Annotated in this window: 7 protein-coding genes; 1 reads left to right on the forward strand and 6 read right to left on the reverse strand. The window is 50.2% G+C overall.

What is annotated here, in order from left to right:
• Positions 1-16,870 (reverse strand): non-ribosomal peptide synthase/polyketide synthase (locus H583_RS34985; protein WP_051237293.1); only part of this gene is annotated, 16,870 nt, incomplete at its 3' end.
• Between the two features lie 717 nt (positions 16,871-17,587).
• A complete protein-coding gene (gene fur, locus H583_RS0131225) occupies positions 17,588-18,067 on the reverse strand; it encodes a ferric iron uptake transcriptional regulator (RefSeq protein ID WP_028563905.1) in 480 nt (159 codons plus the stop codon).
• 352 nt (positions 18,068-18,419) lie between these two features.
• Between fur and H583_RS0131230 the strand changes: the two genes are divergently transcribed.
• A complete protein-coding gene (locus H583_RS0131230; RefSeq protein ID WP_028563906.1) occupies positions 18,420-18,671 on the forward strand; it encodes a type B 50S ribosomal protein L31 in 252 nt (83 codons plus the stop codon).
• A gap of 102 nt (positions 18,672-18,773) precedes the next feature.
• Here H583_RS0131230 and alr read toward each other — a convergent pair whose 3' ends face one another.
• The 4 genes from alr to H583_RS0131250 all read right to left on the reverse strand — a co-directional run bounded on the left by alr (position 18,774) and on the right by H583_RS0131250 (position 24,625).
• The gene (alr, locus tag H583_RS34990) at positions 18,774-20,012 is read right to left on the reverse strand and encodes an alanine racemase (protein ID WP_051237295.1); all 1,239 of its coding nucleotides are present in this window, start codon (positions 20,010-20,012) and stop codon (positions 18,774-18,776) included.
• A 44-nt stretch (positions 20,013-20,056) separates the two neighbouring features.
• Complete coding sequence (locus H583_RS0131240; protein ID WP_028563907.1) at positions 20,057-21,463, reverse strand: UDP-N-acetylmuramoyl-tripeptide--D-alanyl-D-alanine ligase; 1,407 nt, start codon at positions 21,461-21,463, stop codon at positions 20,057-20,059.
• A gap of 5 nt (positions 21,464-21,468) precedes the next feature.
• Positions 21,469-22,545: a D-alanine--D-alanine ligase family protein gene (locus H583_RS0131245; protein ID WP_028563908.1), complete on the reverse strand. Its 1,077-nt coding sequence runs from the start codon at positions 22,543-22,545 to the stop codon at positions 21,469-21,471.
• A gap of 493 nt (positions 22,546-23,038) precedes the next feature.
• Complete coding sequence (locus tag H583_RS0131250; RefSeq protein ID WP_028563909.1) at positions 23,039-24,625, reverse strand: methyl-accepting chemotaxis protein; 1,587 nt, start codon at positions 24,623-24,625, stop codon at positions 23,039-23,041.
• Positions 24,626-24,640: the final 15 nt, after the last annotated feature.

The following is a 24,640-nucleotide window of genomic DNA, read 5'->3' on the forward strand; positions in this document are numbered from 1 at the left end:
TCAGCTCCCCATAGGTCAGGCTTCCTTCCCCGAACAGCACTGCCGGAGCATCCGGCGTCCGCTGCACTTGCTCCTCGAACATCCCGTGAATTGTCTGTTCGCGCGGGTAGTCCGCAGCCGTATCATTGAACGCTGCGATCAGTTCCGCCTTCTCGGCTTCGGTAGCCAGTTCCAGCTTGCCAACGGCAACATCCGGGTTGTCCGCTGCTTGTTCCAGTACATGCATGAGGTGATTTTGCAGCCGCTCCATATCGGCACGGTCGTACACCTGCGCATTGTAATCAAAGCGAATGAGCAGATCATCTCCCGGCACAATCATGAAATTGAAATCAAAATTCGTCTGTTCGGCCGCTTGTACATCGGATATAGACAGCCCTTGACCGGCGTCATCGCCAGTCTGTTCCATCCGTTCGTCCAGCGGGTAATTCTCGAACACCATAATATGACTGATCAAGTCCTGCTTCTGCGACGTTCCGGATTGCACCTCATATAATGGATAATAATCATATCGCCCGGATTCGAGAGCCGTATTTTGCAGCTGTGCCGCAACTTCGGCGAAGCTTGTTTCAGCTGCGCAGCTAACGCGAACCGGTATCGTGTTGATGAACAATCCAATCATCGATTCGACACCCGGCACCTCAGCCGGACGGCCCGACACGACACCGCCAAAAACGACATCCTCAGTCCCGTTGTAGTTTTGGAGCACGATTCCCCAAGCCGCTTGCAGCCAAGTATTCAAGGTCACTTGGTGCTGCTTGGCGACACGGTTCAGGCGGGAAGTAAGCCCGGTTCCCAATTTGAGATGCGCTTGTTCCAGTACATATTGCTTATCTTTTCCTGCGGATTTGCCTCCAGGCAATCGTGTCTGCTGATCATATCCTGCCAGATAGCCTTTCCAATATTCCGCTGCAGCGTCCATATCCTGCCCAGCCAGCCATTCGATGTACCGGCTGTAGTCAGGCGAGTCTGCCTCCTCGCGCAGCTTGAATCCCGAAGGCTGACCTGCAGTCGCAGCGTATGTGCGGAACAGTTCATCTGTCAGCTGCGGCAAGCACCAGCCGTCCATCAGAATATGATGGGAGCTCCACAATACGTGGCAGCATAATGCTTCTGTCCGCATCAGGGTGACCCGCACCAGCGGATCACGCTGTAAATCAAAGCCTCTCTGCTTGTCGCCGGATACGATATTCTCTATTGCGGCTATTTGGTCTCCAGACGGCAGCTGGCTCAGATCTTCATACGTGCACGCAATCCTTCCTTCCCGGAACACGATTTGGACCGGTTCGCCATCCAAACTGTAAAAGTTTGTGCGCAGCACCGCATGCTTGGCAGCCAGTTTATTCAGGCTTCTCATGAACAGATCAGGATCAAGCTCACCTCTGAGCGTAAATCGGGTTTGTTCGAAATACGCGCCATGAGCTCCTTCTTCCCCGTCTACTGCATTGTGGAACCACATGCCCTTCTGCATTGGCGTCAGCATATACATATTTTCGATGATGCCAATATCTTGTGTGTCTTCAGTAATTTGTTCCAGCTGTCCAACACTCAGCCCTTGCAGCAGCAAATCGCTTGGTGTCAATTCTGTATGCTCCTGCGCAATGCAATGTGCAATAATCTCCTGCAGGCTTGCATGCATGTGGCCAGCCATTTGCTCAATCGTCTCCCTGCGGTACTCTGTACTGCTGTAGCTGATATCAAAGGACAGGGTGCCATTTTCAATCGCTCCATTGATATCGAGCGCATATTGCCGATCATGTTTGCTGCTGGCATCAGCGCCTCTCGAATACGGTGATATCGACATACCGTCTCCCATGGAGTCTTGATCAAATTGTCCCAAGTAGTTAAAGCTGATGTCCGGAGCAGCACCCCATTTCGGGTCGTCTGCCTGCACGCTCAAGTAGCGGCACAAGCCATATCCGATGCCCTTGTTCGGAATCCGGCGCAGCTTCTCTTTTAATCCTTTGATATGGTAAGCCAGGCTTTGATCCGGCTCTGATTGCAGCAGCACCGGATATTCACTTGTGAACCAGCCGACCGTCCGTGAAATGTCCAATTCCCCGGAAACCGGCTCCCGTCCATGTCCCTCCAGATTGACGAGCACCCGCTTCTGTCCGCTCCATTTCCGCACAGCCGTTGCAAGCGCCGCAAGTAATATGTCATTCATATCCGTGTTATAAGCCCGATGCACATGCTTCAGCAGTTGCTCGGTTTCCTGTTGGCTCCAGGTGATAATGACGGAACTGCTATCCTGCTGAATACCCTTCCTGCCGTCAAAGTCTCTGGGCAGTGAAGCAGCGCCGTCGTTCAAAACGCTGTTCCAATAGCTGCGTTCCTCTGTCAGAGACGGGCTTGCGGCGTGCTCAACCAAGCTTCTTGACCATGCAAGATACGAATCTGTCTTGGACGGCAGGCGGATATCGCTGCCATTGCATGCCTGCTCATAGCCAGCTGCAAAATCCTCCAGCAGGATGCGCCATGACACTCCGTCCACAACAGCATGATGGATCGCAAGGAGCAAATGATGGCCTTCTTCTGTGCGGAATAAGCCAGCTTTCACAAGCGGTCCGTCATGCAAATCTATGCTCGCCTGAACTTCGTTTGCTTTTGCTTCAATTGCCAGTGCGCCATCCTCGTCGTTCGCCACATCCAGGGTGATGAAGCCAAACAATTCTCCCTCTCCAATTGTCCTGTTCCAGGCGGCAAATCCGGTTTCCGTTTTGCGGAACACGGTTCGCAGTGCATCATGATGCTCCACAATTTTCCGCAATGTCTTGCGGACAGCCGTCTCATCGAACCCGTCCTGGCGATACAGCATAACCGACTGATTGTAGTGATGCACATCTTCCAGATCCAGTCCGAAATACCAGCGTTGAATCGGTGTAAGCTCCGCTGCACCGGATACTTCGCCCTGGTCGGCTATCCTGCTGGCCAGTTGGAGGTGGAGGCCCAATTGTGCAATCGTCGGATATTTGAACAGATCGCGTATTTCCAGCTTGTAGCCCGCTTGATGCAGACGGGAGGATACTTGAATGGATTTAATGGAGTCCCCGCCCAGTTCAAAGAAATGGTCGTTCGTTCCAATCCGCTCCACATGCAGAACACTCTGCCATGCGGCAGCCAGCGCTTTCTCTGCATCCGTACGCGGCGCTGCATATTCTGTGCCGGTATATGCAATGCCTTCCGGTGCAGGCAGTGCCTTGCGGTCAAGTTTTCCATTCGGTGTAAGCGGCATGCGGTCAAGCCGCAAGAAATGTGACGGGATCATATAGGACGGTAATTCCTTGGACAGAGCTGCTCTCCATTCCCCTGCCGTCAGCTCACGCCCGGACGTATAGTAAGCGCACAGTACCTTGCGCCCGCTGCCGTCCTCCCGTGCGGCAACAGCCGCTTCACGAACATCCGGCGTTTGCTGCAGTTTCGATTCGACTTCACCGATTTCAATCCGGTAGCCGCGAATTTTGACCTGATGATCCGTCCGCCCAATTAATTCGATGTTGCCGTCCGGCAGCCATTTCGCCAAATCGCCTGTACGGTACATGTGTTGGCCCGTTACAAATGAATCGCTAACGAATTTGTCCGCCGTCAGTTCAGGTCTTCTCCAGTATCCGCGCCCTACTCCGGCACCCCCGATATACAGCTCTCCTGCCAGACCGACGGGCTGGAGCGATTGATTATCGCCCAGGATATACATCGATACGTGCGGAAGAGGTTTGCCAATTGGAACTGCACGGACGGTATCCGCGGATTGCGGTTCATAATAGCTGGAGTCCACACATGCTTCGGTCACCCCGTAGCTATTAATGATTCGCAAATGTGAACCGAAGCGGTCAAGCAGTCTGCGGAAATCATCTGCCGGGCACAGATCGGAGCCGATTATTAACAGCTTCAGGCTGTCGATATCCAATTGGTGCTCATGCACATGCTCCATGAGCGGGAGCACAAGAGCCGGCGTTGATTCGAACATGTGGATACCCGTATTGCGGACAAGCTCGCATATCGCAGCCGGATTCGCTCTTGCTTCGCTTGGACAGAGAATAAGTTCTCCGCCATGCAGCAGTGTCCGGGCGAGATCGCCGGAGAATACGTCAAACGAGAAGCTGGCCCATTGCAGCCACTTGATGCCCGGTTCATGCAGTCCGTATTCCGTTTTCCAGGAATCGGCCATAGCCGCCAACTGGCGATGCTCAATCATGACCCCTTTCGGATTGCCGGTCGTTCCTGATGTATAGATGACATAACACAAATCAGAAGGCTTGCTGATTGGCTCCAGATTCGTTCCGTCTTCATGATAGGCAGTTTCCTCATCAAGCAGCACCCACGTTCCTTCAAAAGCCACCTTCTCCTGCAAATGGCGCTGAGTCAGCAGCAAGCGGGCTGCCGCATCTTCCAGCATATAGCCAATGCGATCCTCAGGATATTCCGGGTCGATTGGCATATAAGCCGCACCCGACTTCAGGACTGCCAATACCGCTACTATCATCTCAAGCGAACGATCAGCCATAATACCAATCAGCTCATCCGGCCTCACGCCTTGCACTCGAAGCGTTCTTGCGAGCTTATTGGCCCGTTCGTTCAACTCGCGGTAGGTCATGCGCTCATTCCCGGATACAACCGCCGTATGCTCCGGCGTACGCACAGCCTGCTCTTCGAACAGACAGTGGACCGTGCCAAAAGAGGCGGCCTCATCTTGTGGCTGGTTGAACACGTGCAAAATCTCTCCATATTCATTTGGCGTCAATATGCCAAGCTCTTCCAGCTTCGCTCCCGGCTCACTGACGATCCCCCGAAGCAATTGTTCGAAGTGCTGAGCCATACGGACAACCGTCTCATTTGTGAACAAGGAAGTTGCATATTCGAAGCTGCAATCCAGCCCCTCCTGATCTTCTTTAATATCCAGGCTCACATCGAATTTGGATATCGTATATTCCATCGGGTACGGCTTCATTTGAAATTCACCCAGCGAATCGCCCAGCAGTTCCGTATTGTCCAGGGCAAACATCGTGTCAAACAACGGATTGCGGCTTAAATCCCTGGTTAGCTTCAGACTTTCGACCAAATCTTCAAACGGATAGTCCTGATGCTCATAAGCCCCCAGCATCGTGCTCTTGATTTCATCCAGATACGATCTGAACGGCTTCCCGCCTTCGGGATACGTGCGAATTGCAAGCGTGTTGACAAACATACCGATAAGCGGCTGCAGTTCGCCATGTGTCCGGCCGGCAATCGGTGTTCCGACGACGATGTCCCCCTGGCCTGTATACTTTTGAAGCAAAACGGTATAGGCGGCAAGGAGCACCATATATAATGTTGTGCCGGTGTCAGCAGCAATCTGTTTCAAGCCCTCACTTACTTGCTTGTCAACTCTGAATGGAAGCGTAACCCCGTCGTATTTCTGCACTGCCGGCCGCACAAAATCTGTCGGCAGCTCCAATACCGGCAATTCACCGCGGAATTGAGAAAGCCAGTAGGCCTGCTGCTTACTCAATTGTTCCTTCTGCTCTTCCGACTGCTGCCATACCGCATAGTCCTTATATTGAATTCGGAGCGGCGGAACGCTTTCCCCATGATAGTGCTGCGACAATTCCTGCAGAACGATGCCTATCGATACGCCATCGGAAATAATATGATGCATGTCGAACAGGAGTACATACCGGTCCTCTGCCTCTTCAATTTCGATTAATCCGACTCGCAGCAACGGCGGCTGATCGAGCTCAAAAGCGCGAATGAACTGTTTTACCCGCTGCTGAACCTCATGTTCTCCGGCTTTACTGTATTCGACCGAAAAATCTACGGTATCCAGTACCCGCTGTACAGGTTCCCCTCCCACAAGTTCAAAGCCGGAACGCAAGACAGCATGACGCCTGATCAAGGCGTGGAACGAGGCTTCGAACCTGTTGCGGTCCAGCCTTCCTTCAAGCAGCATTATGCCAGGCATGTTGTAGCCTTGTTCTGCGCCCTCCAGCTGATGCAAGATGTACAGCCGCTTCTGTGCGGAGGACACCGGGTAATGCTCCTGCGCATCTGCGACCGGAATAGCGGAATACGTGTCCTTGTCCATTGCCGACACGGCACCCGCCATCTCTCCGATTGTAGGGAAGCGGAATACCTCACGCAGCGATAATTGAATATTCAATTCCTGATGCACTTTATTGACCAAAGCTGTCGCACGCAAGGAATGTCCGCCAAGTTCGAAGAAATTATCGTTCACGCTGACTTGATCAAGGCCAAGCAATTGCTCCCAGATGCGGGCCAGACCTGCTTCGAGAGGCGTACGAGGCGCGACATATTCCGCCCCTGTATGGATGCTTCCCTCTGGTGACGGCAGTGCCTTGCGGTCTACCTTGCCATTGGAGGTGAGCGGCATCCGCTCCAGCTGCACAAAATAAGACGGAATCATATACGCCGGCAATTCCTGCGACAACTCGTTTCTCAGCTCGCTTACGGTCCATTGGCGATCTGCTACAAAGTAAGCGCATAGCAGCTTTTCTCCGCTGCTTTCTTCCCGTGCAAGGACGATTGCTTCCCGGACCGATGCAAGCTTCGTAACTTGAGATTCCACTTCCCCCAGCTCAATCCGGTAGCCGCGAATTTTGACCTGATGATCGATCCGGCCCAAATATTCAATGTTGCCGTCTCCCAGCCACTTCGCCAAATCTCCGGTCTTGTACATTTTGCTTCCCGGTTCAAACGGATTGTCCACAAACCGGTCTGCAGTAAGTTCAGGGCGGTTGAGATATCCGCGGGCGAGCCCTTCGCCTGCTACGTACATTTCTCCCGCTACGCCAATCGGCACACACTGCCAGTTCGCATCCAAAATGTAAATCCGCAAGGTTGGAATCGGGAATCCAATGTTGCTTCGTGCCTGCCCGATTTCCATTTCGGTAATTTCTTTGTACGTCACATGCACTGTCGTTTCTGTAATGCCGTACATATTGATCAGCTTGGTGGCCGGATATTTCTCTCTCCAGTCCTTCAGCAACTGCGGGCTCAGTGCTTCCCCGCCGAATATTACCATCCGAATGTTCAATTCCGGACTTCCGTCTGCCAAGGCTTCCCGCATCAGCTGATAGAAATAGGTCGGTGTCTGGTTCAGAACCGTAACCCGTTCTTCGGCAAGCAGCTCCAGGAACTTCGCCGGGCTTTTGGCTGTGAGCTGCGGGACGACAACCAGTTTTCCGCCGTATAGCAGAGCCCCGTACATTTCCCATACCGAGAAGTCAAAGCAGAAGGAATGGAACAAGGTCCAGGTATCAGAAGCATTAAAGTCGAACAGATTTTTGCTGTTGAACAGCAGCCGCACGACATTTTTATGCGCAATCAGCGTTCCCTTCGGCTTGCCTGTCGTTCCGGATGTATAGATGACATAAGCCAGATCAGAAGGCTTGTTGACCGCTGGCGGATTGGAAGCTTCCCCGCTGTATGCCTGCCCGTCATCAAGGAACAGCACCTTGCCCGCAAATTCCACCTGCTCCCGCAGATGTTTTGGCAGCAGCAAAATGTCGGCCCCGGAATCGGTCAGCATGTAACCGATGCGGTCTTCCGGATACTCCGGATCGATCGGCACATAAGCGCCTCCGGCCTTGAGAATGGCGAGAAGCCCTACAAGCATGTCTGTTGTGCGCTCGGCCATGATGCCAACCAGCTTGTCGGCCCCGACTCCTTCCGCTCGCAGCGTCCAAGCCAGACGGTTGGCTTGCTCGTTCAGCTCCCGATACGTCATGACTCCATCCGCTGCCGTTATCGCAATCGCTTCTGGTGTCCGGTCAACCTGTTCCTCGAACAAGCGGTGAATCGTCTTGTCTCGCGGATAGTCTGCCGATGTATCATTGAACTGTTCAAGCAATTGATGTTTCTCCGCTTCTGTTACGATGCTGAGCTGCTCCAAACGCAGGTCCGGATTATCAATGACGGCTTCCAGCATTTGACCCAAATGAGCGGCCATCCGCTGAATCGTATCACGCTTGTACAAGGCCGTTGCATATTCAATACTGCATATCAGGCCCTCTTCGCCTTCTTCAATGTGCAGGGTGAGATCAAATTTGGCAATGTTATGCTCAATCGGATTAGGCTTCACGGTAAGCCCGTCGATGGACCACTCACCTTTTTCCGTATTTTGCAATACAAGCACGGTATCGAATACCGGATTGCGGCTTACATCCCTCGTTGGCTGAATATGGTCAATTAATTCCTCCAACGGATATTCCTGATGCTCATAAGCGTGCAGCGTCGAATTCCGTACTTCCTCCAAATAGGAACGGAATGTCTTCTCCCCAGCCGGGTAGTTACGCAACGGCAGCGTATTGATGAACATCCCAATAAGCGGCTGTATATCGTCATGCGTTCTGCCGGCGATCGGCATGCCGACGATCACGTCCTCCTGGCCGGTATACTTGTACAACAAGGAAGAATATAGTGCCAGCAGCGCCATATACATCGTGGCATCCGCCTCTGCTGCCAGCTGTTTCAACCCGTCTGTTTTGCCCGCAGGAACAGAAAATTCCAGTGTGCTTCCTGCGAAGCTGCGGAATGCCGGCCGTGGATAATCCGCTGGCAGCTGCAAAACCGGCAGCTCTCCGCGCAGTGTTTCCAGCCAATACGCCTTTTGCTGCTCCATTCGCAACAGATATTCTGCGGATTGCTGCCACACCGCGTAATCCTTGTATTGAATATGCAATTCAGGCAATTCCCCGCCGCCATACAGCGCTACAAACTCCTCCAGCAAGATTTCCATGGAAGCACCGTCGGAAATGATATGATGCATATCGAACAGGAGCAGATGGCGCTCTGCATCTAATTGAATCAGTCCGACACGAATTAGCGGAGGCTTATTCAGTTGGAATGTGCGGACGAAAGCATGAGTGACCGCTTTGGCCTCCTCCGCCTCGCTTGCTTGCCAATACTCCACAGAGAACGGTACCTGATCATGCACGATCTGCACAGGCTCGCCATTTCTCAACTCGAATCCGGTTCGCAACACCCCGTGTCTGTCTATCAGTCCCCGGAACGCTAATTCCAGGCGGCCACGATCCAGCTTGCCGTCAATCTCCATGATCCCCGGCATATTATAAGACTGCTCGGCTCCCTCCATCTGATGAAGAACAAACAACCGCTTTTGTGCCGAAGATACCGGGTACCAGTCGCGCTCTTCTGTTCTCGTTATGGCATGGAAGTGCTCCTGCTGCAAACCTTCAATGACAGCAGACATTTGCTCAATTGTAGGACAGCGGAATACGTCCCTGAGCGGCAAAACAACATCCAGTTCCCGGTGCAGCTTGCTGACGAGTATAGTCGCGCGCAGGGAATGTCCGCCCAATTCAAAGAACGAATCGGTCGCGCCAATGTCTTCAAGGCCAAGCACATCCTTCCAGATGCTTGCCAGCTTCTCTTCCAGCTCTGTACGCGGCCGGATGAGCCCGTGTAGACGAAGCCCCTCCTCGGGAACAGGCAGCGCTCTGCGGTCGACCTTTCCGTTAGGTGTCAATGGCAATTCATCAATCTGAATAAAGTGGGACGGGATCATATATGCCGGCAGCTCCTGTGCCAGCCTCTTGCTGAGCACAGAAGGATCAAGCATGGTTTTCGCTGTGAAATAGGCACACAACACGTTCTGCCCGCTTGCATCCTCACGTGCGATAACAATGGCTTCGCCCACCTGGTCGCAACTCAGCACATGGGTCAGTACCTCGCCAGGTTCAATCCGGTAGCCGCGAATTTTGACCTGCTCATCGCAACGTCCCATAAACTCTATCGTTCCGTTTGGCAGCCACTTTGCCAGATCACCGGTCCGGTACAGCCGTCCGCCAGGGATAAACGGATGGTTTACAAATTTCTCCGCCGTCAAATCAGGGCGATTCAAGTAGCCTGTAGCCAATCCGTCCCCGCCTGTATAAAGCTCTCCGATGACACCGACAGGCAGAATTCGTCCGGCTTCATCAAGCACATACACGCTCGTATTGCCAATCGGTGCCCCGATCGGAATGGAGCCGTGCTGCAAATCCGCTTCCGTAATGGAATGGCAGCAAGTAAACGTTGTGTTCTCTGTTGGTCCATAGCCGTTTATCAAGCGAATTCCCTGATGATGCTCCAGCACTTTTCGCGCATGTGAAGGTGATACGACATCTCCGCCTACCAGCAGCTGCCTGACTCCGCTAAAGCCGTCAATATGCTGCTCGGCCATGACCTGGAATAGTCCGGCTGTCATCCATAGCGTAGTCACACGGTGCTGCTGGATTGCTTCGGACCAATCTGCAAGCGATTGGTTGCCTGGGGGCAGGATGGCAAGTACAGCCCCATTCAGCAGGCTTCCCCAAATTTCGAAGGTTGCTGCGTCAAAGGATACGGTCGAGCCCTGCAAAAATACATCGGCAGCTTCAATTTCCACGTAGGTTGGCGAGCTTACGAGACGCACGACTCCGCGATGCGTAACGCATACACCTTTTGGCTTTCCTGTTGACCCTGAAGTATAGATCACATAAGCCAGGCCATCTCCGGTTCCGGAATCCGGCAAGTTACCATCGTGACCTTCTACAGAAGATGGAACGAATCGTGTGCCCATCTCATCAAGTACAAGGACATTTATGTTTTCCGGCCACATGCTACGAAGACGCTGTTGCGTCACCATAACAGAAATCGACGTATCCGCCAGCATGGCGTTAATCCGCTCTTGCGGATAAGCCGGATCGATAGGCACGTAAGCTCCGCCGGTTTTCAGGATGGCCAGCAAGCCGATAAGCATTTCCAGTGAGCGTTCAACACTGATACCGATAAGATCTCCGGTGCATACCCCACTGTTTTTAAGCTCCCATGCTATACGATTGGCCCTCCTGTTCAACTCGCCATACGTCAACTTTTCATTGCCCAATACAGCAGCTACTGCATCCGGCACCCGCTTAGCCTGCTCTTCGAACAGACGATGAATTGTCTTTTCACTCGGGTATTTTACCGCCGTATCATTGAATTCGTTCAATATGACAGCCTGTTCCGCTTCTGTTGCCAACTGCAGCTCACTAACGGACAATTGCGGGTTCGATGCCAACTGCTCCAAAACATGCAGCAGATGTCCTTTCAAGATGTTCATTCCTGCCGAATCCAATACCTGCCTGTTATATTCAAAGCGAATGACAATATTGTCGCCAGGCATGATGATGAGGTTCAGATCGTAATTCGTTTGCTCAGATACCACAACATTCGCCAGTTTCAGGCCTTTGCCGTCCAAGCTGCCAAACTGCTCGAGCTGCTGCTCCATCGGATAATTCTCAAAAACCATAATATGGTTGATCAAATCCTGCTTCTGGGCAGACTTTGCTTGTATTTCATAAAGCGGATAGTAGTCATGCTTGGCCGATGACAATGCCTGCTCCTGCGTCTGCGCCATTACCTCTATGAAACTGACATCTGCTTGGCAATTTACACGCACCGGAATCGTGTTGATAAACAACCCGATCATCTCTTCAATCCCGGCAAGTTCCGCCGGCCTTCCGGATACGACGCTGCCAAATACGACATCAGATGTCCCGTTATACTTCTGAAGCAAAAGTCCCCATGCCGCCTGCAGCAGCGTATACAGGGTCACTTGATGCAAAGTCGCAACCTGACTGATTTGGAGACTCAAGCCTGTCCCGAGCTCGCATAGTACTTGTCCCGCTTCATAAACGCCGGATTGTCCGCGCGCTTTGCTATGCGGCAATACAGTCGACTCTTCAAAACCTGACAGAAACTCCTGCCAATAGGCAGCTGATGCCGGCTCATCCTGCCGTTCAAGCCATTTAATATATTGATTGTAAGAAGGAACCGATGCCTGAACCGGCTTCCTGTCCCCGACTAGCGATGAATAGGTCCCGAATACTTCTTTGGCAACCAGCGGCAAGCACCAGCCGTCCATCAAAATATGATGGGAACTCCATAAGATCTCATACACCTCCTGTTCTGTCTGTAAAATGGACACGCGCATCAAATTTCCATATTCGAGGTCAAAACCTTCAGACCGTTCCTTATCTGCCTCCTGTTCAATGGCCGTGGCTCGTTCGGATAATTCCAGACCACGCAAATCTTCATATTTTAATTCAAGCCGTCTGTTGCGAAACACAACTTGCAACGGCTCTCCATCAGCGTCGACGAGAAAATTGGTACGGAATACAGCATGGCGCGCTACGAGGGCATTCCAGCTGGCAGCGAAAGCTTCGATGTCGAGCTCGCCCTTTAGTGTCAAACGGGTCAGTTCGAAATAAGCTCCCGTCTTCCGGTCCATTGCAGCATGGAACCACATGCCCTTCTGCATTGGTGTTAATGCATATAGATCTTCCACTTCTCCAAGGCTGCCCGCCCGCTCTACGATTTGTTCCAATTGCTGAATACTGATCCGTTGCAACGAAACGTCGCTTGGTGTCAGCTCGCTTTGCTCCTTGCCCGCACAATGTTCAATAATTTCTGTCAGGCTGTCCTTGAACAAACCTGCCAGTTGTTCAATAGTACTCACCTCGTATTGCGTGCGCCCGTAGCTGATATCAAGCTGCAATTTCCCGCCATTGATCATTCCATTTATATCAAGTAAATAGGGGCGGGGCTGCTCACCGCTAATATTGCTGCCGGTCGAATACGGTGACTGGGCAAAGCCGCTGTTCTCAAAATCCTGATCGAACTGCCCCAGATAGTTGAAGCTGACCTCCGGCGCCGCTCCCCAATCAGATGCCGGGCCAGACTTGGTTAAATAGCGGCAAATACCGTAACCCATGCCCTTGTCAGGTACATTGCGCAGAGTTTCTTTGACTGCCTTGATCGTTCGGGAAAGCTCTTGGGTCTGTCCCGTCTCAAGCAATAGCGGATACTCGCTCGTAAACCAGCCTACCGTACGGGTAATATCGATATCCGGTATGATGGTTTCCCGGCCGTGACCTTCCAGATTAATTCTGATCCGCTCATGCCCGCTCCATTTTTGGAAGGCGATGCCGAGTGCAGCCAGAAGAAGATCATCCATCTGTGTGTTATATGCCCGATGAGCTTGCCCCCGAAGCAATTCAGTCTCATCCTGGCCCCATTCGATCAGAACAGATTCACTATCCTGCTGCAGGGCAATACCCTGCTTGTCCGTTGGAAGCGGCTGAACGTTTGCTTGTGCAACATGCTGCCAGTACGTTATCTCTTGCTCCCTTGCCGGCTGCCGGGCATATTCCGCAAGCTGGCGGGACCATAACCGGAAAGCGTCCGTTTTGTCAGGAAGATGAATCTCGTTCCCTTGCAGCGCCTGCTCATAACCGGACGCGAGATCCTCAAGGAGAATGCGCCAGGATACGCCATCAATGACAGCATGGTGAATGGCAATCAGGAGGTGATCCCCATCGGGGCAGTGGAACAATCCGGCACGCACAAGAGGGCCTGATTCAAGATCTATTCCGGCTTGAATTTCTTCGGCCGCGCTGACGAGCTGCTCACGAACGGATTCGCCTCTTTCCGCACATTCCCGGAGTTCCATCACATCAAGTTGATACAACTCGCCTTCATCCGCCCGACGGTTCCAGGCAGTGTAATCCCCCTGCTCCGTGCGCCGGAATACAATTCGAAGCGCATCATGATGTTCGGTAAGCTTGTGCAGTGCTTTACGCAGTGCAACCTCATCGAAACCTTCCTTGCCATGCAGCATAATGGATTGATTATAATGATGCAAATGCTTCATTTGTTGTCCGAAATACCAGCTAAGAATTGGGGTAAGCTCAACCTCCCCACTTTCTTCCCCTTGCTCGGCTTTTCTTCGAACCACCGCCAAATGCGGGCTCAGTTGTTCAATCGTCGGGTATTTGAACATGTCCCGAATATCCATTTTGTATCCTGCCTGCTGCATGCGTGAAGATACCTGAATGGATTTGATCGAATCTCCGCCAAGCTCGAAGAAATGATCCAGCAAGCCAACCCTTTTCACGCCCAGCACCGTTTGCCATACACTTGCCAATGCTTGTTCCACATCAGTACGGGGTTCTAAGAATTCTTTGCCTGTATATGAATCTCCAGATGGCGCCGGCAGCGCATTGCGGTCGATCTTTCCGTTCGGCGTAAGCGGCATCTGTTCGAGCTTCATGAAGTAGGATGGAATCATATAATCCGGCAATTGCTCCGCAAGTGCTGTACGCAGCTGATGAACGGCAATTTCAGCATCGGCGACATAATAGGCGCATAATACTTTAAGTCCATTTTCATCCTCACGCGCTGTGATAACAGCCTCACGGACGAGCGATGTTTGCAGCAATCGGGTTTCTATTTCACCTATTTCCACCCGATTACCCCGGATTTTAACTTGATGATCAAGCCTTCCCAGGTATTCGATGTTCCCGTCAGGCAGCCACTTTGCCAAATCCCCCGTGCGGTACATCATTCCTTGAGCGTACGGGTCTGCAACGAATTTCTCTGTTGTCAGGTCTTCACGGTTCAAATAGCCTCTGCCGACTCCGGCTCCGCCAATATACAGCTCTCCAATGATGCCAATCGGCTGTAGCGTCTTATTCTCATCCAAAATGTACATCGAAACCGAAGGAAGCGGCTTGCCGATCGGCAGCACTTGCATGAATTCAGCAGTATTTTGCTCGTAATAACAGGCATCGACACATGCTTCTGTTACGCCATAGCTGTTCAAAATTCTCATTTGCGCACCGAAACGTTCGACTAGCTTGCGGTATTCAGTGGCCGGACAGTGGTCTGATCCGACGATGAGTAAGCGCAGGCTGCTGATGTCCTTTTTGTGCTCATACACATATTCCATCAATGGAATAACAAGAGCAGGAGTTGATTCGAACATTTCAATCCGGTATTTAGCTATCAGCTCGCAAATGGCAGCTGGATTGGCCCGCGATTCCGCAGGACATATAACGAGCTCTCCGCCATGAAGCAGCGCCCGCACCATGTCGCCCGTAAATACGTCGAACGAGAAGCTGGCCCATTGCAAAGTCCGGATTCCCAGATCGTCTAACCGGTAAGCTTGCTTCCAGGCATTTGCCAACGCTCCTAACTGCCGGTGTTCAATCATAACACCCTTCGGATTGCCTGTGGTTCCGGAAGTGTAGATTACATAGGCCAAATGATTCGGATTGGTGACCGGCTCCAGGTTATTGCCTGCTTCGCCATAGCTGCTTTCTTCATCAAGCAAAACCCAAGCTCCGGTGTAGCCAATTCGGGATTGCAAATGACTCTGCGATACTAATACCCGTGCATTTGAGTCTCCAAGTATATACAGGATGCGCTCTTCCGGATAATCCGGATCTATCGGAACATAGGCTCCTCCTGCCTTTAATACAGCAAGAATGCCGATGACCATTTCCAAGGATCGGTCTGCCATAATGCCCACAAACTGTTCTGCAGCTACACCCTGGGCTCTAAGGGTTCGGGCAAGGCGATTGGCACGGTCGTTCAATTCCGCATACGTCAGGAACTTTTCATCGTACATGACGGCAACCTTGTCCGGCGTACGTTCAACTTGCTGCTCAAACAGCTGATGAACAGTCATATCCATCGGATACGATGCTGCCGAAGCACAGTTGAATCGGGTCAATATAGTCTGAGCCTCTTGCTCGCCAATCATCGAGAGCTGCTTCAAGGTCCTCTCCGGATTGCGAAGCATTTGTTCTACGATAATCATCAGTTGTTCCATCATGCGATTGATTTCGACTTCCTCGAACAACTGCATGCGATAATCCAAGTTGAACGTCATTTGCTTGTCATCAAACATATCCTCTACCTGAATGGCCAAATCATCAACTTCATGTCCGCAAAAGCTGCTGCGCTGACGAACCGTAAGATCGCCATAGGTTGTCCAGTTGATTGGTATATAGTTGATAGAAATACGGTACAAATCCTGGATATCGGACCGGCTGCTCCGATCCCTCAAATCGAGAACAAGCTGATTATAAGGGTATTTTTGATGCCTGAGGTTTGCTTTTTGTTCCTTGGCAACACTATGCAGGAATGCCAGTACGTCCTGATCCGGGTCCAGTTTCATGCGTGTGGCTACTGTGCTTACGAACATGCCGACCGCTTCTTTGTCCTGCTTGGAAGTCCGATTGGCGTAAGCAGTACCGATTGCAATGTCATTGTTCCCTGTCATCTTATACAGAAATGCATATAAAGAACCCAAAAGTATTGTAAACACGCTAAGGTTATGCTGCTGGCTGAATTGATGCAGCCTTTCATAATTTTCACCGCTCACTGTGATACTTGCACGCTTCGCTTCGGTACCAATGGAAAAAGGCGGATAGGCTTTGATGCCAAGCACTTCAGGCATGGTGCTGAATTTATCCAGCCAGAAGGCTTTATCTTTTGCGTACCGGTCAGAATGCTCGTATTCTCGTTCTGAGAGTATATAATTCAGATAAGTGCTTTCATTATTGCTGGCCGGCTCCTCCCCATTTGCAAGCTGAATATAGTTTTCTATGACCTTATTGACGATACGATGAGAGGAAATTCCATCCGTGATCATATGGCTCATTTTCACATTGAACCAGAACTCTTCATCGTTGAAATTAAAGACAACGAAATGATACAATTTTGAATCAAAAATATGAATCGGCGTAAAATTAAAGCGGTGCAACCAGGATTCAGCCTCGGCCCGGTTATCCCACTCTAAATAATCAACGGATGGAACAACTTGCTCCTGAGGAACAAAATGCTGCATTGGCTGATTGTCAGCCATCGCAATCCGAATGCGGAAAGCATCGTACTGCTTGATTACCAGGCTAATAGCCTGGTTCAACAGCTCTACGTTGACCTTGCCCCGAATGTACTTCGTGCCTGCAATAGTGGCAACCGACGTACCCGGATGCATCATTTCCATGTACCAAATTCTGCGCTGCGCTTGTGTCAAAGGAAACCATTCGTTAGGATTCGCGTTCACATTGACTCTCCCCTATAATTAGAAATATTCGTAAGCGTCTAGAACAGCAATCTGAAGTCTTTCCGGTTGAGTTCGCGATCATCTCCGCAGAAGAGATTAGATGCATAGCGATATGAAGTTTTTTAATTGCAATATTGAAATGCATAAGTGTGGTCAACAATTGTTGTCGGAATTGGGCAGGTATAGTCGATTATGAGGGCATCTAGGATGTAAAGGCAGTGAAACCTGACTCATAGCAAAGATGCGATGGAGTGATTCATTAGATGATAATTATGAGAAATACCCGATTAAAAAGATATCTTGCTTAGTCGTTATTACACCCCCTTCTTATTTGTCCGCTTGAAAAAAAGTTGAAAATGAAATAGCACCAATTTGCAGAGAAAGTTAATCATTTCCATAACGTATTATATACAGTATTAAAGGCATTGGCAATACGATTTACTATAAATTAACATAATTTAGACTCCGAAAATAATCACCATTATCTGTAATTCCAATTTAATAAATTGTCTCTTCTGCCTTTACTACACACCATAAAACAGAAGACGCTCTAAGGCATTTTTGACTATCTGCCCTGTGCGTTGAGCCGTCCCTGTTCCGATTGTAATATAAAAATAAAGGGTTTGCTGGCTTGCTTATTTTAATAGAGTTGGACATCAAAAAGAGCCCCCCATTCTCTATGGAAAGGCTCTTCCTGGTCCTGATTTGTCAAAATTATTAAGAAACAGCTTTATGTTTTTTTTTGCAATTATTGTCTTTGCAGCTTTGATACACACCTGTAAAATCCAGTCTGTGATCGAGTACCTTGAAGCCGTACTCGCGTTCCAGTCGTTCTTCAAGCTCTGTCAGCCAGTCATCCTTAATTTCCTTCAATGCCCCGCAAGAATTGCAGATCAAATGATGATGCATATGCTCATGATCATCGCTGCGCAGGTCAAAACGTACAACACCGTCTCCAAAATTCATTTTTTCCACAATATGCAACTCGGCAAAAAGCTCCAGATTACGGTACACCGTCGCTATTCCGATATCCGGGTTTTTCTGCTTGACCAGCAAAAATACGTCTTCAGCGCTTAAGTGGTCATTTTCATGCTCCAGCAGCACCTGCAAAGTAGCCTCCCGTTGGGTTGTAAGCTTGTAGCCCTTTGCTGTAAGCTGCTTATTAATTCTTGTAATTTCATCAGCAATAGTAATCATTAATGGAGACACCTCCTCTTATTTCAAAAATACAAGGGAACATGCGCTGCTCCCAGCTTCCCTATATTTCACTGCGAAGCTTATACGTACCCGCTATTCCGTCAGATCAGGCAATATCATCTGTCCAAAATCGATTCATATCTATAGTTGAATTGAACGAGCCAAGGAACATTGTTTAGAATGATTACAATTTATATGTTAATACAATTTTGTGAAATAAGCAAATCAAATCATCGGAATGGAACGTTTAAATATGATTTTTTTGGGGAAAATAATTGACAATGATAATAAATATCAATTATGATTTTATGTATAAATACGTAATAATTACTGTTTAAGGAGATGTAATGAGATGAGAGAAGGAATTCATCCGGATTACCGGCAAGTTATTTTCTTAGATGTAAGCAGCGGATATAAATTTTTAAGCGGTTCAACAAAGAGCTCCAATGAAATGATGGAATGGGAAGACGGTGAGAGTTATCCGGTAATCCGGGTGGAGACAAGTTCAGCATCCCATCCATTCTATACCGGCAAGCTTCGTACCGTATCAACCGGCGGCCGCGTTGACCGGTTCAACCAGCGCTTTGGTAAAAGCCAATCCTGATCAGTATCCCTCCAATCAAGCTGCAGAGCTTTCATGGATTGAAAACTCTGCAGCTTGATTGTTCTACACGTCGGGCTTGGGGCACGTGGAAGGCGGGAAACCTCAACAGCTCTGCGTCAAGCGCCTGAGATCTGCTTCAAACTTAATTGGCGCTGCTGCCGCTTTGTCAACAGTATGGTTTACAGTTGCTTCCTCTTTCTCCTGCAACTCATGTTTATACGAATCACTGGAGAACATTCGTACTACTCTTGCCGATATTGAAGTCGTGATTTCCTGGGGAGCTGTGTCCATTAACCGTGCCAGCTCAGAACAGGTTATTTCCTCCGCGCCCTGTCCCCCGATCAGCGTAACAAGTGTTCCTTCAGGGTAACCATGCGGGAGCCGGATCATCAGTTGATCCATACATATTTTCCCGGCAATGGGCACGCGCTTGCCGTCTATTAAAACGGCTGCACCACGCAAGCTTTGGGACCAGCCGTCCGCATAACCGAGCGGTATCGTGCCGATCCATTCATCCTCCCTGGCCTGATAGGAGTTATTATAGCCGATATAGTCGCCCTTGCGGAGATGCTTGACTTGAATCAACCGGCTGTGAAGGCTCAAGGCAGGCTTAAGCTCAACTGGCACCAGTTCCTTAGGGTAAAAACCGAACAGCGCAGCACCAATCCGTACCATATCCATAGCAAGGCCCGGAAAACGGAGCGCTGCCGCACTGCCTGCACAATGACGTATACCCGGACGCAAGCCTGCTGCCCTTACCCAGCCCAACATCTCCTGAAAGCGTGTATATTGCTTTTGCAGAAAACGGATCTCTGCATGGCCAGCCGTTGCAAAATGGGTATAAACGCCAGCAATTTCAATATCCTTCTCCCTGATCCACGGCAGCATCGCATCCCAGTCTTCACGTTCCCGAATGCCAATCCGCCCAAGCCCTGTGTCCATTTTAATGTGCACCCGTACAGGCTGGGAGGGGTCCACTTGCTTGCAGTTGCGCATTTCCCGGAACCAGTGGGCAGAGGTTACGGTGAGCATCAGGTTGTAATGAACAGCCAGCTTCACCTGTTGCGGCTGAATCGGGGCAAGAATCAAAATGGGTGCCGTAATGCCGTGCTCCCTCAGTCTGATCGCCTCACTCAAGTAGGCAACAGCAAGCTGGTCTGCACCTGCCTCCAGCACAATTCTTACCGTTTCCAGATCCCCATGGCCGTAAGCATCCGCCTTGACAACAGCCATCAGGCTGACACCTTCAGGCAGCATCGATTTGATTGTTCCAGTATTGTACCGGATGGCTGATTCATCAACCTCTATCCATGTATCCCTGTATATTTCCGGTGCGAGCATCGGTGTCCACTCCTTTTTTACTGCTTTCCTTTTCCTGTACAGCTTTACTGGTGCTTAACCAGCAATTCGACTACTTCCTCCAGTTGCATCGCCCTGGAGCCTTTCACCAGGATGATGGCGTCCGGTTCCAGAATGGTCCGCAGCTGCTTCCCAAGCTCCTGTTTGTCCTGTGCGCTGTACACCCGGTCTGATCCCATAATTCTGGCGGCTTCTTGTGCCGTGTACACGGAATTCTGTCCAAGTGTAAACAAATAGTCCAGCCGCTCCTTCTGTACACAAGCTCCAACTTGTCTGTGAAGCTGCTGGGCAAATGGTCCCAGATCCTGCATATCACCAAGCACTGCGACCTTCTGGCGTCTCTCCTCCAGTGCCATCAGCATTTGTAAGGACGCAGACGCACTGGCCGGATTTGACTTGTAGGCATCATTAATGATGATTCTTGAGCCTGCTTGCATGACTTCGTTGCGCATGCCGGTAATCTGAACATTCTCCAGCCCGTCTGCAAGCTGGTCCGGGCGCAGCCCTGCATACTCGGCAGCAGCAATCGCAGCCAGCGCATTGAGTATCTGATGCTGCCCGATAAGCGGCAGCTTCACCTGTTGTCTGATCCCGGCACTATCCGGAGATATATAGGTAAAAGAAGAGCCGTTCATGCCTGTTGCTGATGTTTGCGGATAATAATCATTGGCATCACTCAAGCCAAAGGTTCTGATACTGAAGCGGCCTGCTTGCGCTTTTGCTTGTGCTGCTGTGCGAAGCTGTTCATTATCTCCATCCATAATAAGCAGTCCGCCCTGCCGCAGCCCCTCCACAATCTCCAGCTTGGCCTGCATGATTAATTCTCTGCTGCCCAAATCCCCCAAATGCGCATCTCCGATATTGGTGATGATTGAAATGTCCGGCAGTGCAAGAGAAGACAACAGACTAATCTCTCCCAGTCCGGACATTCCCATCTCAATAACAGCAATCTCCGTGCCCTCCTCCATTTCCAGAAGCGTAAGCGGAACACCAAGGTGGTTATTCAGATTGCCAAACGTTTTATGTGTACGGTATTTTGCTGACAAAGAGGCTGCCAGTATATCCTTGGTCGAGGTCTTGCCATTGCTGCCGGTAATGCCGATTACGACCGGATTGATCTCCAGCCGGTAAGCTCTCGACAGCGCCTGAATGGCTTGAAGCGTATCATCAACCAGCAGCACGGGAATTCTCCCCGCCGGAGGATTTGGCTCATAGCGGTTCCACAGCAATGCTGCTGCCCCGGCTTCAATAGCCAACTCCGCGAATGAATGTCCATTGAACCGTTCGCCCGCAATCGGAATATACAGGTTGCCTGGCTTCAGTGTCCGCGTATTGATGGATACCCCTGTAATCACTGTATCGTCTGCCGCATTCCCGCACAGCTCCGATCCCGTAATCATGGATTGAATTTGTCCAAGTGTTCTGCGAATCATGCTTATCACCTCGTATATTGAATAGCCTGTTTGTCTGCATGGCGCATAAAGGCATAGTCGATCAGCTTCTCAATCAGCCCGGAGTATGGTGTTCCGTTAGTCCGCTCCCACATGACCGGGTACATGCTGAACTTGGTAAACCCAGGCAGCGTATTAATTTCATTCAAATAAAGACGTCCAGCCTGATCCAGGAAAAAATCGACCCTTGCCAGCCCCGCTCCGTTCAGAGCCTGGTAAGCCTGCAGTGCATACTGCTGCAACTGTTCTTTGACTGCGTCAGGAATTTCCGCCGGGATGGACATCGTCAGCCTCCCGTGAACATATTTGGCATCGAAATCAAAGAACGCCTGATCCTGAATAAATTCCCCAGGAAGCGAGACGAGCGGACGGTCATTTCCCATTACCGCGACCTGAATCTCCCTCCCGGCAACTTCCTTCTCCACGACAATTTTCCGGTCATACAGAAAGGCCGTTTTTATTCCATTCCTCAGTTGGCTGGCGTTCTCGCAACGGCTGATGCCGATGCTTGAGCCGAGCGATGCCGGCTTGACATAGCAAGGGTAGGCAATACCCTGCTCAATCGCCTTCATAACCTCATGCCCGGACTCCAGCCACTGCGGGTAGTGATATACCTGATGTGCTACCTGAGGAATGTTTGCCTCTGCCAGCAATGACTTTGTTACCGCCTTATCCAAGGCTGCGGCAGAGCCGAGTACACCGTTGCCGACATAAGCAATATCGAGCAGCTCGAACAGACCTTGTATGGTCCCGTCCTCTCCATTGGAGCCGTGGAGCAGCGGGAGCGCCACCTTATTTCCATCCAATCGAAACCATCGGGTCAATATGTCTCCGAGTGATGCCGCTTCCTCCGTAATTTCAGGTACAATCCGCAATTCTTCCATGGTACCTGCAGGAGTCTCCATTCTTCCTTGACTGCACCAATACCCGTTCTGGGTAATATAGATGGGATAAACTTCAAATTTTGTATAATCAATCGATTGAAGGACAGTAAATGCCGTCTTCAAAGAAATTTCATGCTCAACCGATTTGCCTCCATACAATACATATAAAATTGTAGCCATATGTACGCCTCCCCTGATTTTCTCTTTCTTCTGCTTATCTCTTTTCACCACAGCTTCTCGCCGCAACATACTTCGACGCTGTAGTCTTGCTTTCAAATTGTATGCCGAAATCATAAAGAGGCTTGTAATTATTGTTTAAATAAATCTTAAAAACCTATTACATTGTCGTAATATTTTCAGGAAATCAATCAGAATAAAACATCAAATTTTAGGAAATAAACACTTTAAAGTAAATATCTCTCTTTTGAATCACATGGCAAAAAGGCCGCCACGTCAATGGTTGGCCGCAACCGCAAAGTCAGCATATGCAGGCATAGAGGCCCCCTAATGAAGAGTTTAAATTTTCTTAATAATTAAAAAATCAAAATTAAATATCGCTGAAGAAATAACTTAATAAGTTGCCGTTGGCTTGAACTGGTGAAATTCAAATAACCGCCTTCCAAGGAAGACGGTTATTGTAACTTTAAATATTCAACTTTAAACCGATAACAGCTTAAACTTTAAAAACAGACACCGATTGCTCCAGTTCTTCGGCTAGCTGAGCCATGGATTGAGCTATCGCAGCTGCTTCCTGGCTTGCAGCCGCAGCCTGCTCCGTAGCAGCCGAGATGCTCTCCACGGCCTCCATCACGTTAGATGCTTGTGCCGCTTGTTCCTCGCTGGCAGCAGCAATCTCCGAAACTTTATGCCCGGCTTCTACAATGTTACTGGAGATTTGACCGAATGACTCGTTTGTTTTTTGTGAGTATACGCCGCTTTCTTTCACCGCAATGACGCTTTCTCTTGTATTTTCCTGCATGCCTTTAATAATACCGGTGATTTGCTTGGTGGCTTCACTGCTTCTCTCTGCCAGCTTGCGCACCTCGTCTGCCACAACCGCGAAGCCCCGGCCCTGTTCTCCCGCACGTGCCGCCTCGATTGCAGCATTGAGTGCGAGAAGATTAGTTTGATCGGCAATATCTTCGATGACTTCAATAATGTCTCCGATGCGGCGGGAGTCGTCCTCCAAACGGGACATTTTACTGCTGGCTTCCTCCATACTGGACAGTGAGGAGTCGATGACTTGTCCGCCAGCCTTCGATATTTCTACGGTTTCCTCTGAAAGTTCAGCTGCTTGCTCTGTATTCTGGGCTACGGACTGAATCGCATCTGTCAATTCCCGGAACAGCTCGCTGATCGTTTGGGCAGCTTCCGCCTGATTCGCATTGCCGCCGGCAATCTCCTCACTCGTAGCAGAGATTTGCTGCGCGGATGAGGACAAATTTTTTGCACTCTCGATGACCCCTGTTACGATACCGCTCAGGTTCACGATCATCTGGTCGATCGCAACACCGAGCGCGCCAATTTCGTCCTTGGTGCGAATTTCGGCTTTTTCGCGCAGGTCTCCGTGTGCAACCTTGGACAACAGCTTCACCACACGCGACAGCGGAGCCGAGATGGATCTGGAAATGAAGGTTCCGAGTGCGACACTTAGCAGAATAACAAGAATAATAACGCCAACCATAATATTTCTGGAGCTTGTATACGCGCGGACCCCGTTGTCCCTTGACTGGTCTGCTTCCTTAACGTTCGTATCGAGCAGTTGGTTTAATAATGGGTTGAGCACACCAACCTTCTGGTTCACGTCGTTGTCGATCTTATCCAGCATCTCCTCCATCTTGCCTTCCCCATGAAGTCTGAGCGTTTCATCATAGGTAGCAAAATAGTCATTCATCGCTTTCTCAAGCGCCGGCAAAAGTTCCGCTGACGTCTTGCTTAGATTCGTTTCCCGGAAAGCTGCGAGTCCGGCTTCGATTTCTTCCCTGTTCGACTTGGCGGTATCCAGAGAAGATTGTAATTTGCTTTCGTCAGTGGACATGTACAATCTTCGGAGAAGCATCCGCATCTCATTCAGATTCGCCTTGGCCTCCAGAATAGAACGGACGGCCATTAGCTGATTAGCGTACATGTCATCAAGAGAGTTGTTCATTTTCTTCAAGTTGGTCAAGCTGTACATTCCGACGCCTGCCATTAACGCTGCAAGAATAAGAAAGGCCGAGATTAATTTGGTGCTCGTCTTCAAATTATAATACCATCTCATGATCCACTCACCCTT

The sequence above is a fragment of the Paenibacillus pinihumi DSM 23905 = JCM 16419 genome (genome assembly GCF_000422505.1).
GTDB classification, from domain to species: Bacteria; Bacillota; Bacilli; order Paenibacillales; family Paenibacillaceae; genus Paenibacillus_D; species Paenibacillus_D pinihumi.

Coding starts and splice junctions, on each gene's coding strand:
- fur (WP_028563905.1), bottom strand. CDS start 18,067: ATGATTACTATTGCTGATGAAATTACAAGAATTAATAAGCAGCTTACA.
- H583_RS0131230 (WP_028563906.1), top strand. CDS start 18,420: ATGAGAGAAGGAATTCATCCGGATTACCGGCAAGTTATTTTCTTAGAT.
- alr (WP_051237295.1), bottom strand. CDS start 20,012: ATGCTCGCACCGGAAATATACAGGGATACATGGATAGAGGTTGATGAA.
- H583_RS0131240 (WP_028563907.1), bottom strand. CDS start 21,463: ATGATTCGCAGAACACTTGGACAAATTCAATCCATGATTACGGGATCG.
- H583_RS0131245 (WP_028563908.1), bottom strand. CDS start 22,545: ATGGCTACAATTTTATATGTATTGTATGGAGGCAAATCGGTTGAGCAT.
- H583_RS0131250 (WP_028563909.1), bottom strand. CDS start 24,625: ATGAGATGGTATTATAATTTGAAGACGAGCACCAAATTAATCTCGGCC.